Raw genomic sequence first — 13,161 nt, 5'->3', positions numbered from 1 at the left:
CGCTATCAATACATATCCACTGAATATGCCAATGGCCTGTCAGAATGCGGTTATCGCCTCTTCGGAACATCGTGAATGACGACCCACCTGGTCCTGTTGCCCGGCATGGACGGCACCGGCGATCTGTTCGGCCCGCTGCTGTCCGCGCTGCCGCCCGCGCCGCCGCCCGTGGTGGTGCGCTATCCCACCACCGAACCCCTCGGCTACGCCGCGCTGGAACCGCGGGTACGGCAGGCCCTGCCCGCGCAGGCGCCCTTCGTGCTGCTGGCCGAATCGTTCTCGGGGCCGTTGGGCGCCGCCATCGCCGCCGCCCCGCCGCCGAACCTGCGCGGCCTGATCCTGTGCGCCTCGTTCATCCGGGCGCCCTATCCCCGGCTGGGCGTGGCGCGCCCCCTGGCCGGCTGGTTGCCGCTCAAGCTGATGCCGCGCGCGATCCTGCATCATCTGCTGCTGGGCGCGTACGGCACGCCGGCGTTGCGCGCCGCGCTGGACCAGGCCGTCGCCCAGGTCGCGCCCGCTGTCATGCAGGCACGGCTCAAAGCGGTGATGGCCGCCGACCAGACCGCAACGTTTGCCGCTGTGCGCATGCCGCTGCTGTACCTGCAGGCCCGCCATGATCGCGTTGTGCCCGCCGCCGCCGCCGCGCTGGTCGCGCGGCTGGCGCCACAGACCCGCCTCATCGGCATCGAGGCGCCGCATTGCCTGCTGCAGGCCGCGCCCGAGGCCGCGGCCGAGGCCATCACCGGCTTTCTGCGCGCGCTCGAACCGGCATCCGCCGGCCCATGAAAAAAGGGCCCGCCATGGGCGGGCCCTGCAAAAGTGCCGTGCTTACTCCGTTTTCAACTCAGGCTGCGGCGCGCCCGAGCGGGTTTTCCACAGCGAGAACAGCACGCCGCCACCGATCAGTCCGAAGGTCACCGACAGCGACACCACGGCGGGGATCTTGCCGATGAAGCCGACCAGGAAGATCTTCGTGCCGATGAACACCAGCACCAGCGACAGCGCGTACTTCAGGTAGTGGAAGCGGTGGATCATCGCCGCCAGCGCGAAGTACAGCGCGCGCAAGCCCAGGATGGCGAAGATGTTGCTGGTGTACACGATGAACGGGTCGGTGGTGATGGCGAAGATCGCCGGCACCGAATCCACCGCGAACAACAGGTCCACGAACTCGATCAGCACCAGGGCCAGGAACAGCGGCGTGGCCCAACGCACCGTCTTGCCCGTGGCCGCGTCCGGCTCGCGCACCCAGAAGGCGTTGCCGCGCAGGCCTTCCGTGACGCGCATGCGGCGCTTGAGGAACTTCAAAATCGGGTTGGTGGCGATGTCCGGCTCCTGGTCCGCGATCATCCACATCTTGATGCCGGTGAACACCAGGAACGCGCCGAACAGGTACATCAACCAGCCGAAGTTGCTGACCAGCGCGGCGCCCAGGCCGATCATGATGGCGCGCAGCACGATCACCCCCAGGATGCCCCAGAACAGCACGCGGTGCTGGAACTGGCGCGGAATGGCGAAAAAGCTGAAGATCAGCGCGATCACGAAGACGTTGTCCAGCGACAGCGATTTCTCGATCAGGAAGCCGGTGTAGTAGGCCATGCCGCTGGCCGGGCCCATCTGCCACCAGACCCAGCCGCCGAACAGCAACGCGGCCGAGATGTAGCCGGCCGACAGCAGCAGGCTTTCGCGCACGCCGATCTCGCGGTCTTCCTTGTGCAGCACCCCCAGGTCGAAGACCAGCAGGGCGATGACGATACCGATGAACAGCAGCCAGCTCCAGGCCGGCGTGCCGGCGAAGTCGGCTTGTAGAAATGAGAGCAAGGCTTCCATGATGTTCCCGCGTGTAGGTGAAGGCCCTCATGATCCGGATCTCGGGCAGATCGAGAAATCAGCCTGAAAGTGAGTTATGGTTCGAAAAAACCGAAGTGAATGTCGCCATGCTCAATTACCGCCACCTGTATTACTTCTGGATGGTCGCCAAGGAAGGCGGCTTCTCGCGCGCCGCCGAGCGGCTCGACATGGCCATCCAGACCATCAGCGCCCAGGTGCGCGAACTGGAAAAGAACCTGGGTCACCAGCTGCTGCGCCCGGCCGGCCGCGGCGTGGCCCTGACCGACGCCGGCCAGGCCGCCTTCGCCCGCGCCGAGGAGATCTTCCAGATCGGCCAGGAACTGCCGCAGGAGGTTCGCGCCGCCGCCACCAAGCCGGTGATCCGGCTGTCGGTGGGCCTGTCGGACGGCATCTCCAAGCTGGCCGCCCATGCGCTGCTGGGCCCGGTGCTGGACACGCCCGACCTGCGCCTGACCTGTCACGAGGGCGAGGTCGAGGAGCTGCTGGGCGAGCTGGCGCGCCACCACCTGGACCTGGTGCTGGCCGGCCAGGGCGCGCCGGCCAACCCCAACCTGCGCCTGACCAGCGACCGGCTGGTGTCCTCGCCGGTGGACTGGTACGGTCCAGCGCGGCTGGTGCGCAAGGCCGACACGCAGGACTTCCCGCGCTGCCTGGAGCGCCTGCCGGTGCTGTTGCCCACCGGCCATTCGGTGCTGCGCCAGACGCTGGACCGGTGGTTCAATGACCAGGGCCTGCGGCCCAACGTGGTGGGCGAATTCGAGGACAGCGCGCTGATGTCGGTGTTCGCCGCGCGCGGCCTGGGCGTATTCCCGCTCAGCCGCCTGGGCGGCGACGATGTCGGCCTGCTGCGCGGCCTGCGGCCGCTGGCGCGCTGCGACAGCGTGCACGAGGAAATCCACGGCATCCGCAACCGGCGCGGACAGCATCATCCATTGGTGCAGCGGATACTGGCGCATGCCAAGACTTCGGTTTTTTCTTAATGTTTGTCACATACATACTGGTTTTTTAGAAACCATTTCCGCTCTATCGTGACGTTTCTTTCTTGAATCACCGGAGTACCCCGCAATGAAAAAGATCATCTGGCTCGGTTTCGCCGTGCTGGCCGCGCTATGGACCGGATTGGTGGCGCTGACGCTGCAACTGACCGACTGGGTGCTGGCCACCATCGCCTCGGCGCAAGTGCCCGGCGCCACGGCCATCGGCTCTGCCCAATGGGCCGCGCCCGCCTGGGCCGCCCCCTGGGTCGACGCCGGCCTGATCCAGTCACTGCAATCCGGCCTGGTCTGGCTGGTGCAGGGCCTGAACCAGATCCTGCCCGCCGCCGGCAGCCTGGGCACCTGGATCGCCGTGCTGGGCTGGCTGTTCTGGGGCTTCATCATGGCCGCCCTGCTGGTGCTGGCGCTGATCCTGCACTGGCTGGCCGGCAGGCGCCCGCAGGGCGACGGCCCCGGCCGCCAAGTGGTGTAATAAGGCAGGCAACGCGGCGTCCCGGCGCGCTGCCTCCCTACAGGAGCATGCCGTGCCGTCCCGATTCCTTCGCGCCGCCATCCTGCCCGTCGCCCTCGCGGCGCTGGCGCCCGCCCATGCGGGCCCGGCCCCTTACGGCATCGAGGTCTGCACGCTGACCGGAACCTCGGGCCAGTACAGCGTGCGGGTGCGCAACACCGGCTCGGCGCCGCTGGCGCGCGTCGACATCACCGGCGTGCGGCTGGACGCCGCCGGCCAGGCCCTGGACAATTTCGACGTCAGCCTGGGCGTCATCGCGCCGGGCAGATACGCCACCGCCATCCTGGCGCGCCACGGCGAATCGGCCGCGCCGGTCAGCATCGCTACCTACCGCATGATCGACGGTGTCGAAACCCGCCAGCAGGACTTGTACGCCGGCAAGGTCGCCCACGTTTCGCCCGGATCGGCGCTGCAATACACGCTGGCGCCGCTGGCCGTGCGCGGCTGGACGGTGGCCTATGGCGGCCCCGAAGCGCCGCGCCTCGCGCCCGGCAGCGCGGTCCTGCTGGCCTATCCCGCGCGCGCCGGCAAGCCGCGCGACCACCGCCCCGAGGCGGGCCGCGCGCCAAGCGAGGTGACTCCGCTCATGCCCTGCGTCGTGCCGCGCGCACGCTAGCGGCGCCCGCCGGGCGTCGTGCCGCGCGCTTCTGCCGGCAGGCCGGCGCACCCGGCCGGCTCATACAGCGGGGCGCCGCCCACACGCCCTAGGCGCCATGCAGCAGATCGCGCTCGTTCAGCAGGGCGTAGACGATTTCGGGCCGGTTGTCGAAGCCGCGGCGGATGGCGGCCGGAATCGACGAGCGCGTCTTGCGGCAAAGGCCGGGCTGGTCGTCGAGCTGGATGGCGATGCCGCGCGAGGTGCGCACCTCGTTGTCACTGGGGACGATGCGCACCACGATGCCCAGTTGCGCCTGCATGCGGCCCTGCATCGCGCGCAGATCTTCCAGGCTGGTGATGTTCTCGAGCCGCGCCACCAGGCGCTTTTCCTCTTCCTTGGTGAGCCGCAGGATGCGCACGTCGGCCGCGGGATCGGCCAGCAGCCGGTCGCGGTCGCACATACAGGCGCCCGGGGGACATTCTTGACGGATGGGGAACGGAAGGTTCATGGCAGGCGCATCGCAAGCTATCCGATGATTCTACCCAGGAACCCCGCGCCGCCGCGACCCTCGGCGGCTCGGTTACCGGCGAGATCGCGCCGCGCCCGAAGCCCCCCGTTCCAGAAGTGGCCGCCTGACGCTACCAGTAGTAATTCACGCTGAGCATCGCCTCGCGTTCCATCCCGCGGAACGTGTAGGTGTAGTAGCGCTTGTCGAAGACGTTGTTGACGTTCAACGCGATGCGGTAGCGCGGCGTTTCATAGGCCACCGCGACGTCCGCCAGCGTAAAGGCGGGGTTGTAATTGGTCGAACCGTCCGCCGCCACGTTGACGGGTGACTTGCCCCGATAGCGCACGCCGCCCCCCAGGATCAGGCCCTGCACCTGCCGCGGCCGATAGTCCAGCCACAGACTGGCCGTCTGCCTGGCGGTCTGTACCGTCTGGCGGCCCACCTCGGCCGGCCGGTTGCTGCGGGTGGTGCGCGGATCCAGATAGGTGTAGCCGGCCATCACGCTGAGTTCGCGCGACAGCGGAAACTTGGCCTCGAGCTCCAGGCCCGTCGAACGAACCTCTCCGGTCTGCACATTGAAGCGCGGATGGTCTGGATCCTGCGTGGCCACGTTCGTCTGGCGAATGTCGAACACAGCGGCCGTGAACAATGCATCGGCCCCCGGCGGCTGGTACTTCAGTCCAGCCTCGTACTGCTTGCCTTCGCGAGGCTTGAACGGACTGCCGTCGAATTTCTGGCCGGTTATGGGATCGAACGCCGTGGCATAACTGACATACGGCGCGAGGCCGCTGTCGAACAGGTACAGCAGGCCCACGCTGCCGGTGGTGGCCTCATCGTTGACCCGGGGCTGCGTGACACTGCTCTGGGTAGTCCGCACGATGTCACGGCGCAGGCTGACGTTGCCGACCCAGCGGTTCCACTTCAGCTGGTTCAGGGTATAGATACCGGTTTGCTTCAAATCGGTGCGGCTGTAATCCAGGTCGGGATACGCCACCTGTTGCCCGTACACCGGCGCATAGATGTCCAGGTTAGGCACATCCCAGCCAAACCCCAATCCGTCGTGCTCCTTGTAGCGCAGATAATCCACGCCCACCGCGAAGGTATGGCTCAGGTCGCCCCATTGGAAATCTCGCGTGGCGCGGCTGTCCACGGCCAGCGTCTTGCCGTTGGTCTGCTGGGCAAGGCTGCCGCGCGTGACGGTGCGCTGGTCGGCCAGCAGGTCCATCGCGTAGAGGTGGCGATAGTCGATGTCGATCTCGGAATAGCGCAGATTCTGGCGCAAGCGCCATCCGTTGTCCGTGTCGTGCTCGAAAGCGTAGCCAATGGATTTGGTGGTGCGGTCGAAACGATCGAAATCCGGATCGCCGGCGGTACGCTTCAGGGGCAGGTCCTTGATCGCTGGATAGGTGAACAGGTTCGGCCACCAACTCTTGGGCGTGGCCCGTTCTTTCGAATACGTGCCCAAGACCGTCAGCCGCGTCTGGCTGCTTATATTCCACAACACCGACGGTGCCACCGACAGGCGGTCGTCACGCGAGCCGTCGGTGCGGCCGTCGCTTTTGCGGCCCGTCACGTTCAGGCGATACAGCACTTTCTGGTCCTGGTCGAACGCCCCGCCCAGATCCGCCGTGGCCTGGCGCCGGTCATAGGTGCCGTAGCTCAGACCCACGCTATTGACCTGGCCGGGCGTAGGCCGCTTGGACACCACGTTGATCACGCCACCAGGACGGCCCTGGCCGTACAGCACGGACGCCGGCCCTTTCAGCACCTCGATGCTGTCCAACTCGTCCAGATTGTCGTTCCACGACGCGTACGTGCCGCTGGACAACTGTTTCAGGCCGTCCTTGTAGTAGGCGCTGCCGTCGCTGAAACCCCGGATAACCGCACCGACCATGCGCGCGTCGCTCGATCCCGACACTTCCGTCTGCACACCCGGGGTGTAGGCCAACGCGCCTTCCAGGCTGCGCGGCGCCTGCATCTTGATCTGCTCCTGCGTCACGATGGACACGGAGCGCGGCGTCTCGATCAGCGGCACGTCCAGCTTGCCGCTCGCCGAGTTCAGCGCGACGTAGCTGTCGGCCGTGCCCACGGCAACGCCGCGCACCGTCACCGGCTCCAGTTGCGCGGTACCGCCGGACGGCGGCGCCAACGACACATTGCGGCCATCGCGCTGGAAGGTGATGCCCGTGCCGGCCAGCAGGCTGCGCAGCGCCTCGTCGGGCGTCAACGTGCCCGACACCGCGGGCGCGCCGCGCCCTCGCACGGTTTCCGGCAGATAGAAGATCACCAGCGACGCCTGCTCGCCCAATGCGATCAGCGCATCACCCAAGGGTTGGGCCGGGATGCTGATCGCCACTGGCGCCGATTGCGCCTGCGCCGCCGGCATCGCGCCGCAGGCCAATGCCAAGGCCACGGCCAGCGCGCCGCATTGCGCGCGCCCTTGCATCCGAGCCCACTTGCGCGCTTGCTCCGCGCGCCAAATCACTTGCTTGTCCACCATGAATAGAACATTCCAGTACACCTACCCGCGCATGTTGCGCCCCACACCCTTGGCCAAAGGTCGCTTCCAGGGTCGAGATCGGCGAGCGAGCACGCACCCCTTCAAGGGGTAGACGCCACGATTGGAGAAAAACCGGAATGATTCTCGGTATAATTATTGAAACTAAATGTATCATCGCAAGCCACCGCACAGCGCGTCAGCGGGGCGCCAGCACCCGGCCACCGCCAGCGGGATAGAGCACGATCACCGGTGCAATCCGCGGCAGCACATCCAGAACGGCCTCAGGGTCGTCGATTGGCAGCGTGCCCGCCACACGCAGGCGTGCCAGCGTGGCATCGTCGATTCTCAGCGGCTCGCGCAGATAGCGGTTCAGTTCGGCCACCACCTGCCGCAGCGGCGTGTCGCGAAACACCAGCCGGCCGCGTTGCCATGCCGTAATGGCCGCCACGTTCTCCTGGCGCGGCGCTTCGAGCTCGGCGCCCGGCGTATAGTGCGCGACATAGCCGGCCGTGAGCCGGCGCGTGCGCCGGTTCCACCACGGCCCAGCGGAAAACTGGACACGGCCCTCTTCCACGGCGAGCGTCACGGCGTCGCCATCGCGTCGGACATTAAAGCGCGTTCCCGTCACTCGCACGCGCGCCTGGCCCACAGTCACGACAAATGGCCGCGCGGCGTCTGGACTGACCGTGAACAGGGCCTCCCCCGCCGCCAGCTCGACCTCGCGGCGATCGGGGTAGAGCGCAACGTCGACCTGCGTGCCGGTATTCAACTCCAGCAACGAACCATCGGGCAGCGTGTGTCGGCTGCGCTCGCCCTGCGCCGTGGACAGGGCCATCCTGAATTCCGCTGTCGGCGCCCACAGCTGGGGGCCCATCACGCCCGCCACCAGCGCCACCCCACAGGCGACGCTCAGTCCCAACGCCAGGCGCCGGCGCGGCAAAGCGCGCGGCGCTTCATCGGTGCGCGCCAGGATGGCCCGCATCTCGTCCTGCGGCAGATGGTCAGCCACCCGCCACATCGCCTGGACGGCATGGTATCGGCGCGCGTGCTCGGGGTCGGCAGCCAGCCAGGCGTCGCGTTGCGCCCGCGCCGCGTCATCCAGCGTGCCCAATCGCTCGCGCGTGAACCAATGCACGGCCTGGGCCTGAAGCGCCTCAACGGCTTGGTGGGAAAGCTCAGTGCGGGGCATGATCTTGCAACCGTTTCTGGATATGGCCGAGTGCGCATTTCATGTGCTTTTCAACGGTGCTTTGTGTCAGCCCCAGTTTCCCCGCGATTTCAGCCTGCGTATAGCCTTCGAGCTTGTTCCACAGGAAGACCTGCTGGCACTTCAAAGGCAACTCGGCCAGGGCGGCCTTCAGGGCATCGGCCAATCGCGCCGCGCGCAACGCGGAATCGGGATCCTGGTGCGCGGGATGATCGGCATCCGACAACTCGTCCAGCGCGATCAGGTCGTGCCGCAATTGGCGCCGCACTTCCCCATTGAGCCGGTTCTGGCTGGCGCCGTACAGATAGGCCTTGGGGTCCAGCACCGCGCCATCACCGTTGCGCAGCATGTTGACCACCACGTCTTGCGCGGCGTCCTCCGCATCATGGCGGCTGCCGCCGCGGCGCGTCCACGTCCCGATCAGCTCGCGATAATGAGCGAGCCAACCTTTTTCGGACGGCGGACGGCGGGACATGGCGGCATGAACGGGCAAGGAAAGAAGTCGCGCATTATCGATCATGATTCTCATTACCACAAGGAACCCGCAGCGCAGCCACGTCAGCAATTGCCCCACTGCCACGGCGCCCCTGGCCGATCTGGCTTAAGCTCTTGCCGCAACAGCCACCGCCCCACCCCCCCCGTGCCGATTCCGAAGACACTTTTCCTGCGCCGCTTTGCCGCGCTCGCCTGCCTGACCTTGGCAGCGGCCGGCGCGCTCGTTGCCGCGGGCCTTGCCGCCCCAGCCCCCGCCGCCGAGGTCGCCGTCGTGCTGGGCAATACGGTGGACGCCGACGGCCACCCGTCGCCGCGCCTGGCGGCCCGGCTGGACCGCGCCTACGACTGCTACGCCGCCGCGCGTTGCCGCGTGCTGTTCGTCAGCGGCGGCGTCGATCCGGCCGGCCGCGACGAAGCGGCGGTCATGCGCGACTATCTGATCGCGCGCGGGGTGCCGGCCGACCGGGTGGTGGCCGACAGCCTCGGCAACGACACCTGGGCCACCGCCATCCACGCCAGCGCCTATATGCGCGAGCATGGCTACGTCAGCGCCATCGCCATCACGCAGTACTTCCACGTGCCGCGCACCATGCTGGCGCTCAGGCGCCACGGCGTGCCCGAGGTCGGCGGCGCCTCGCCCCGCTTCGTCGAGGCGCGGGACCTGTATTCCATCCTGCGCGAGCTGCCCGCCATCGCCTGGTACGCGATGCGGCCGCTCTAATTCCCCTTCCTTTTCCCCAGACGCTACCGTGCATATCTTCCACAACCCCGTCCACGGCAAACACGATGGCCGCCAGGAAATGTTCCGCGGCAAGCTGGTGCCCTGTCACGAAACCCCGGCCCGCCTCGAATACGTGCTGCAGGCCCTGCGCCAGCGCGGCATCGGCACGCTGCAGGCGCCGGCCGCGCCCGACCTGGAGCTGGTCCGGCGCGTGCACAGCCCGCGCTACGTCGACTTCCTGCAAAGCGCCTGGCGCGACTGGATCGCGCTGGACCCGGCCAACGCCGACCTCGACATCCTGCCGTCGGTGTGGCCGGTGCGCGGCTTTCGCCACGACATCTCGCCCAGCAATTTCGCCGCGCGCGTTGGCCTGTTCTCGTTCGATAGCGGCAGCCCGCTGACGGCGGGCACCTGGGAAGCCGCCGCCGCCGGCGCGGCCTGCGCCATCGACGCCGCGCGCGCGATATCGGGCGGCAACGGCCCGCGCGCCGCCATGGCGCTGACGCGCCCGCCTGGCCACCATGCCGGCGCCGATTTCTTCGGCGGCTACTGCTTCCTGAACAACGCCGCCCTGGCGGCGCAGGCGTTGCGCGAGGCCGGCGCCGAACGCGTCGCGGTACTGGATATCGACTACCACCACGGCAATGGCACGCAGAGCATCTTCTACGCGCGCGGCGACGTGCTGACCGTGTCGGTGCACGGCGACCCGACCACCGAATACCCCTTCTTCCTGGGCTATGCCGACGAACCCGGCCAGGGCGCGGGCCTGGACGCCAACCTGAATCTGCCGCTGCCGGCCGGCACCGACTTCGCCGGCTGGACCTTGGCGCTCGAACAGGGGCTGGCCGCCATCGCCCGCTTCCGGCCGGACGCGCTGGTGGTCGCGCTGGGCGTGGACACCTACGAAGGCGATCCGATCTCGCAGTTCAAGCTGCGCAGCGCCGACTACCTGCGGGTGGGCGCGCGGCTGGCCCGGCTGGGCCTGCCCACGGTATTCACCATGGAAGGCGGCTATGCGGTGGCCGAGGTCGGCACCAACGTCGCCAACGTGCTGGAAGGCTACGCCGCTTGATCGAACCCGGCGGCCGACGGCGGATACGCACAGCGGCCGGGTCCGGCCCTCATCGGTCCGTCAGTCGCGCGTCTCCAGCGCCTTGTTGATGCGCAGGGCCAGCAGCGTGCAGGCGGTGCCGGACAGCAGGTAGATGCTGACCGCCACCAACCCGAAACGCGCGGACAGCCCCAGCGCCACCAGCGGCGCGAAAGCCGCGCCGATGAGCCAGGCCATGTCGGTGGTCAGCGCCGCGCCGGTGTAGCGGAAGCGTTTGCTGAAGTTGGCCGTCACCGTGCCGGAGGCCTGGCCATAGGACAGCCCCAGCAGCGCGAAACCGATCAGGATGAAGGCGTCCTGCGCCTTGGGGCCGCCGCCCAGCAGCCACGGCGCGAACAGTGCGAACACGCCGATCAGCGCGGCCAGCACGCCCAGCGTGGTGCGCCGGCCGATGCGGTCGGCGATCCAGCCCGAGGCGATGGTGCCCACGATGCCCACGCCCGCGCCGATGATCTGCACGATCAACACATCGGGAATCTGTTGCGTGGCGCTGACCGCGATCCACGACAGCGGAAACACCGTCACCAGGTGGAACAACGCATAACTGGCCAGCGCCGCGAACGCGCCCAGGAACAGGTTGTAGCCCTGCTCGCGCACCATCTGGCCAGTGCTGATGGGCTCCAGTTCGCCCTCTTCGAGCAGTTGCGTGTATTCCTCGGTCAGCACCAGCCGCAGCCGCGCGAACAGCGCCACCACGTTGATGGCAAAGGCCACGAAAAAGGGATAGCGCCAACCCCAGTCGAGGAAGTCGGCCTCGGTCAGTGTCACATGCAGGAACAGGAACAGCGCGCTGGCGATCATGAAGCCGATGGGCGCGCCCAGCTGGCCCAGCATCGCGTACCAGCCGCGGCGCTTGGGCGGCGCGTTCAGCGCCAGCAATGAAGGCAACCCGTCCCAGGAACCGCCGAAGGCCAGCCCCTGCAGGCAGCGGAACACCGCCAGCAGCACGATGGCGTGCGAGCCGATGGCGTTGTAGCCCGGCAGGAAGGCCATGCCGACCGTGGCGGTGCCGAGCAGGAACAGCGCAATGGTGAGCTTGGTGCCGCGCCCCCAGCGCCGCTGGATCGCCATCGATACCGCGGTGCCGATGGGCCGCGCGATGAACGCGAACGAGAAGATGACGAAAGCCCACAGCGTGCCTTCAAGCTGCGGTTCGAACGGAAAGAACACCCGTGGAAACACCAGCACGCAGGCGATGCCGAAAACGAAGAAGTCGAAGTATTCGGAGGCGCGTCCGATCACGACCCCCACCGCGATCTCGCCGGGCGCCACCTTGGCGTGGCTGCCGGTTGCGCCTGTCGCGCCCTGGCCCGGCAAGGCGGAGGCGTGGCCGGGATAATGCGTGGTGGTCGCCATGTGAGTGCTCGCTGAAAGGATGTTTGAACAACGCCTTGTCTACGAATTTGCAACACACTCGTACGCACATGCGGCCGGGACTCGCGTGCCGTGCCGCGCTGGCGGCCAGCCCTGGCCCGCACACCTACGCGTGCATACTTTTGCTCTTTTTACCCTAGATTTTTCGCGGCTTCCAGCGTAGTGTTGCGTTTAACTCCCACGGTTACGTTTCGGGGTATGGCCATGCCGTCTTTCCCAAGGCTCCGCGGATTGTTCCTGTTTGCCGCCCTGCCATTGCTCTCCGGATGCAATGCGGTATTGCTCTCCCCATCGGGCGATATCGCGCTGCAGCAGCGCAACCTCATCATCATTTCCACCGGCCTGATGCTGCTCATCATCGTGCCGGTGATCTGCCTGACCTTCCTGTTCGCGTGGCGCTATCGCGCCAGCAATCGCGATGCGCACTACGACCCCGACTGGCACCACTCCACGGTGCTGGAGCTGCTGATCTGGGCCGCGCCGCTGTTGATCATCATCGCGCTGGGCGCGCTCACCTGGGTCAGCACCCACCAGCTCGACCCCTACCGCCCCCTGGCGCGGCTGTCCGAAGGCCGCGAGGTGCCGCCCGGCACCAAGCCGCTGGTGGTCGAAGTCGTGGCGCTCGACTGGAAATGGCTGTTCCTGTATCCCGAGCAGGGCGTGGCCGCGGTCAATGAAATGGCGGCCCCCGTCGATCGCCCGATCCAGTTCAAGATCACCTCGTCCACGGTGATGAACTCCTTCTTCATCCCGGCGCTGGCCGGCCAGATCTACGCCATGCCGGGCATGCAGACCACGCTGCACGCCGTCATCAACCACCCCGGCGAATACGAAGGGCTGTCCGCCAACTACAGCGGCGCGGGCTTTTCCGGCATGCGCTTTCGCTTCCATGGCCTGGACCAGCAGGGCTTCGACAAATGGATCGCCGACGCCCGCGCCTCCGGCGCCACGCTGGGCCGCGACACCTACCTGAAACTGGAACAGCCGAGCGAACGCAATCCGGTGCAGCGCTACGCCAGCGTCGCCCCCGGCCTGTTCGACGCCATCGTCAACCGCTGCGTGGAGCCGAACCGCATGTGCATGAGTGACGCCATGGCGATCGACGCCCGCGGCGGCCTGGGCATTCCCGGCGCGCGCAACATCGCCAGCCTGGACGAGGCCACGCGCGAGCGCCTCGGCCTGGCCGGCGCGCCGCCGCGCAAGTATGTCGGCGCCATGTGCACGTCGACGGCGGATCTGACGTTGTAGGGGTTGCGCCGGAGCAGCGGCGCATTGCGTGAAACCAAGGTCTTC

13 protein-coding genes are annotated in these 13,161 nt (G+C 67.5%); 7 read left to right on the top strand and 6 right to left on the bottom strand.

The features are described 5' to 3' along the window. The first annotated feature begins 75 nt into the window (after positions 1-75). Positions 76-786, top strand: a complete 711-nt coding sequence (locus K2W61_RS13025; RefSeq protein WP_175132366.1) for a serine aminopeptidase domain-containing protein — start codon at positions 76-78, stop codon at positions 784-786. 42 nt (positions 787-828) lie between these two features. Here K2W61_RS13025 and K2W61_RS13020 read toward each other — a convergent pair whose 3' ends face one another. Further along, positions 829-1,827 carry a TerC family protein gene (locus tag K2W61_RS13020; RefSeq protein ID WP_175132365.1) on the bottom strand — a complete coding sequence of 333 codons (999 nt, stop codon included), beginning with the start codon at positions 1,825-1,827 and terminating at the stop codon, positions 829-831. 107 nt (positions 1,828-1,934) lie between these two features. On the opposite strand from K2W61_RS13020, the gene K2W61_RS13015 reads away from it, so the two are divergent. The 3 genes from K2W61_RS13015 (at position 1,935) to K2W61_RS13005 (ending at position 3,970) form a co-directional block, all read left to right on the top strand. Further along, positions 1,935-2,828, top strand: a complete 894-nt coding sequence (locus K2W61_RS13015; RefSeq protein ID WP_175140492.1) for a LysR family transcriptional regulator — start codon at positions 1,935-1,937, stop codon at positions 2,826-2,828. Positions 2,829-2,913: 85 nt separating this feature from the next. Further along, on the top strand, positions 2,914-3,315 hold the full coding sequence (locus tag K2W61_RS13010; RefSeq protein WP_175132363.1) for a hypothetical protein: 402 nt from the start codon (positions 2,914-2,916) through the stop codon (positions 3,313-3,315). A 52-nt stretch (positions 3,316-3,367) separates the two neighbouring features. Continuing rightward, on the top strand, positions 3,368-3,970 hold the full coding sequence (locus K2W61_RS13005) for a hypothetical protein (RefSeq protein ID WP_175140491.1): 603 nt from the start codon (positions 3,368-3,370) through the stop codon (positions 3,968-3,970). Positions 3,971-4,058: 88 nt separating this feature from the next. Here the strand turns inward: K2W61_RS13005 and K2W61_RS13000 are convergent, their stop codons facing one another. The 4 genes from K2W61_RS13000 to K2W61_RS12985 all read right to left on the bottom strand — a co-directional run bounded on the left by K2W61_RS13000 (position 4,059) and on the right by K2W61_RS12985 (position 8,687). After that, positions 4,059-4,460 carry a hypothetical protein gene (locus K2W61_RS13000; protein ID WP_175132361.1) on the bottom strand — a complete coding sequence of 134 codons (402 nt, stop codon included), beginning with the start codon at positions 4,458-4,460 and terminating at the stop codon, positions 4,059-4,061. A 130-nt stretch (positions 4,461-4,590) separates the two neighbouring features. Then, positions 4,591-6,960, bottom strand: coding sequence for a TonB-dependent siderophore receptor (locus K2W61_RS12995; protein ID WP_236755787.1), 2,370 nt, complete (start codon positions 6,958-6,960; stop codon positions 4,591-4,593). A gap of 196 nt (positions 6,961-7,156) precedes the next feature. After that, positions 7,157-8,095: a FecR family protein gene (locus K2W61_RS12990; protein WP_236755786.1), complete on the bottom strand. Its 939-nt coding sequence runs from the start codon at positions 8,093-8,095 to the stop codon at positions 7,157-7,159. Between the two features lie 40 nt (positions 8,096-8,135). Further along, positions 8,136-8,687 (bottom strand): RNA polymerase sigma factor, encoded by a 552-nt coding sequence (locus tag K2W61_RS12985; protein WP_236755785.1) that lies wholly within the window; start codon positions 8,685-8,687, stop codon positions 8,136-8,138. A gap of 120 nt (positions 8,688-8,807) precedes the next feature. On the opposite strand from K2W61_RS12985, the gene K2W61_RS12980 reads away from it, so the two are divergent. Both K2W61_RS12980 and K2W61_RS12975 read left to right on the top strand, forming a co-directional pair. Then, positions 8,808-9,383 (top strand): YdcF family protein, encoded by a 576-nt coding sequence (locus K2W61_RS12980; protein ID WP_236755784.1) that lies wholly within the window; start codon positions 8,808-8,810, stop codon positions 9,381-9,383. Positions 9,384-9,411: 28 nt separating this feature from the next. Then, positions 9,412-10,455, top strand: coding sequence for a histone deacetylase family protein (locus K2W61_RS12975; protein ID WP_336885393.1), 1,044 nt, complete (start codon positions 9,412-9,414; stop codon positions 10,453-10,455). Positions 10,456-10,515: 60 nt separating this feature from the next. Here K2W61_RS12975 and K2W61_RS12970 read toward each other — a convergent pair whose 3' ends face one another. Continuing rightward, positions 10,516-11,850, bottom strand: a complete 1,335-nt coding sequence (locus K2W61_RS12970) for an MFS transporter (protein ID WP_175132357.1) — start codon at positions 11,848-11,850, stop codon at positions 10,516-10,518. Positions 11,851-12,072: 222 nt separating this feature from the next. Between K2W61_RS12970 and cyoA the strand changes: the two genes are divergently transcribed. Continuing rightward, positions 12,073-13,116 carry a ubiquinol oxidase subunit II gene (cyoA, locus tag K2W61_RS12965; protein WP_175132356.1) on the top strand — a complete coding sequence of 348 codons (1,044 nt, stop codon included), beginning with the start codon at positions 12,073-12,075 and terminating at the stop codon, positions 13,114-13,116. Positions 13,117-13,161 lie beyond the last annotated feature (45 nt).

Origin of the sequence: Achromobacter pulmonis, assembly GCF_021733725.1 — a bacterium.
In the GTDB taxonomy this organism is placed as follows: Bacteria; Pseudomonadota; Gammaproteobacteria; order Burkholderiales; family Burkholderiaceae_B; genus Achromobacter; species Achromobacter pulmonis.
The sequence above is the reverse complement of the archived record's forward strand: the minus strand, read 5'-3'. Positions and strand labels throughout refer to the sequence as shown.

Excerpts from the sequence above, each read along its gene's own strand:
- K2W61_RS13015 (WP_175140492.1), top strand. The coding sequence starts at position 1,935 with ATGCTCAATTACCGCCACCTGTATTACTTCTGGATGGTCGCCAAGGAA.
- K2W61_RS12985 (WP_236755785.1), bottom strand. The coding sequence starts at position 8,687 with ATGATCGATAATGCGCGACTTCTTTCCTTGCCCGTTCATGCCGCCATG.
- K2W61_RS12995 (WP_236755787.1), bottom strand. The coding sequence starts at position 6,960 with ATGGTGGACAAGCAAGTGATTTGGCGCGCGGAGCAAGCGCGCAAGTGG.
- cyoA (WP_175132356.1), top strand. The coding sequence starts at position 12,073 with ATGCCGTCTTTCCCAAGGCTCCGCGGATTGTTCCTGTTTGCCGCCCTG.
- K2W61_RS13010 (WP_175132363.1), top strand. The coding sequence starts at position 2,914 with ATGAAAAAGATCATCTGGCTCGGTTTCGCCGTGCTGGCCGCGCTATGG.
- K2W61_RS12970 (WP_175132357.1), bottom strand. The coding sequence starts at position 11,850 with ATGGCGACCACCACGCATTATCCCGGCCACGCCTCCGCCTTGCCGGGC.
- K2W61_RS13000 (WP_175132361.1), bottom strand. The coding sequence starts at position 4,460 with ATGAACCTTCCGTTCCCCATCCGTCAAGAATGTCCCCCGGGCGCCTGT.
- K2W61_RS13020 (WP_175132365.1), bottom strand. The coding sequence starts at position 1,827 with ATGGAAGCCTTGCTCTCATTTCTACAAGCCGACTTCGCCGGCACGCCG.
- K2W61_RS13025 (WP_175132366.1), top strand. The coding sequence starts at position 76 with ATGACGACCCACCTGGTCCTGTTGCCCGGCATGGACGGCACCGGCGAT.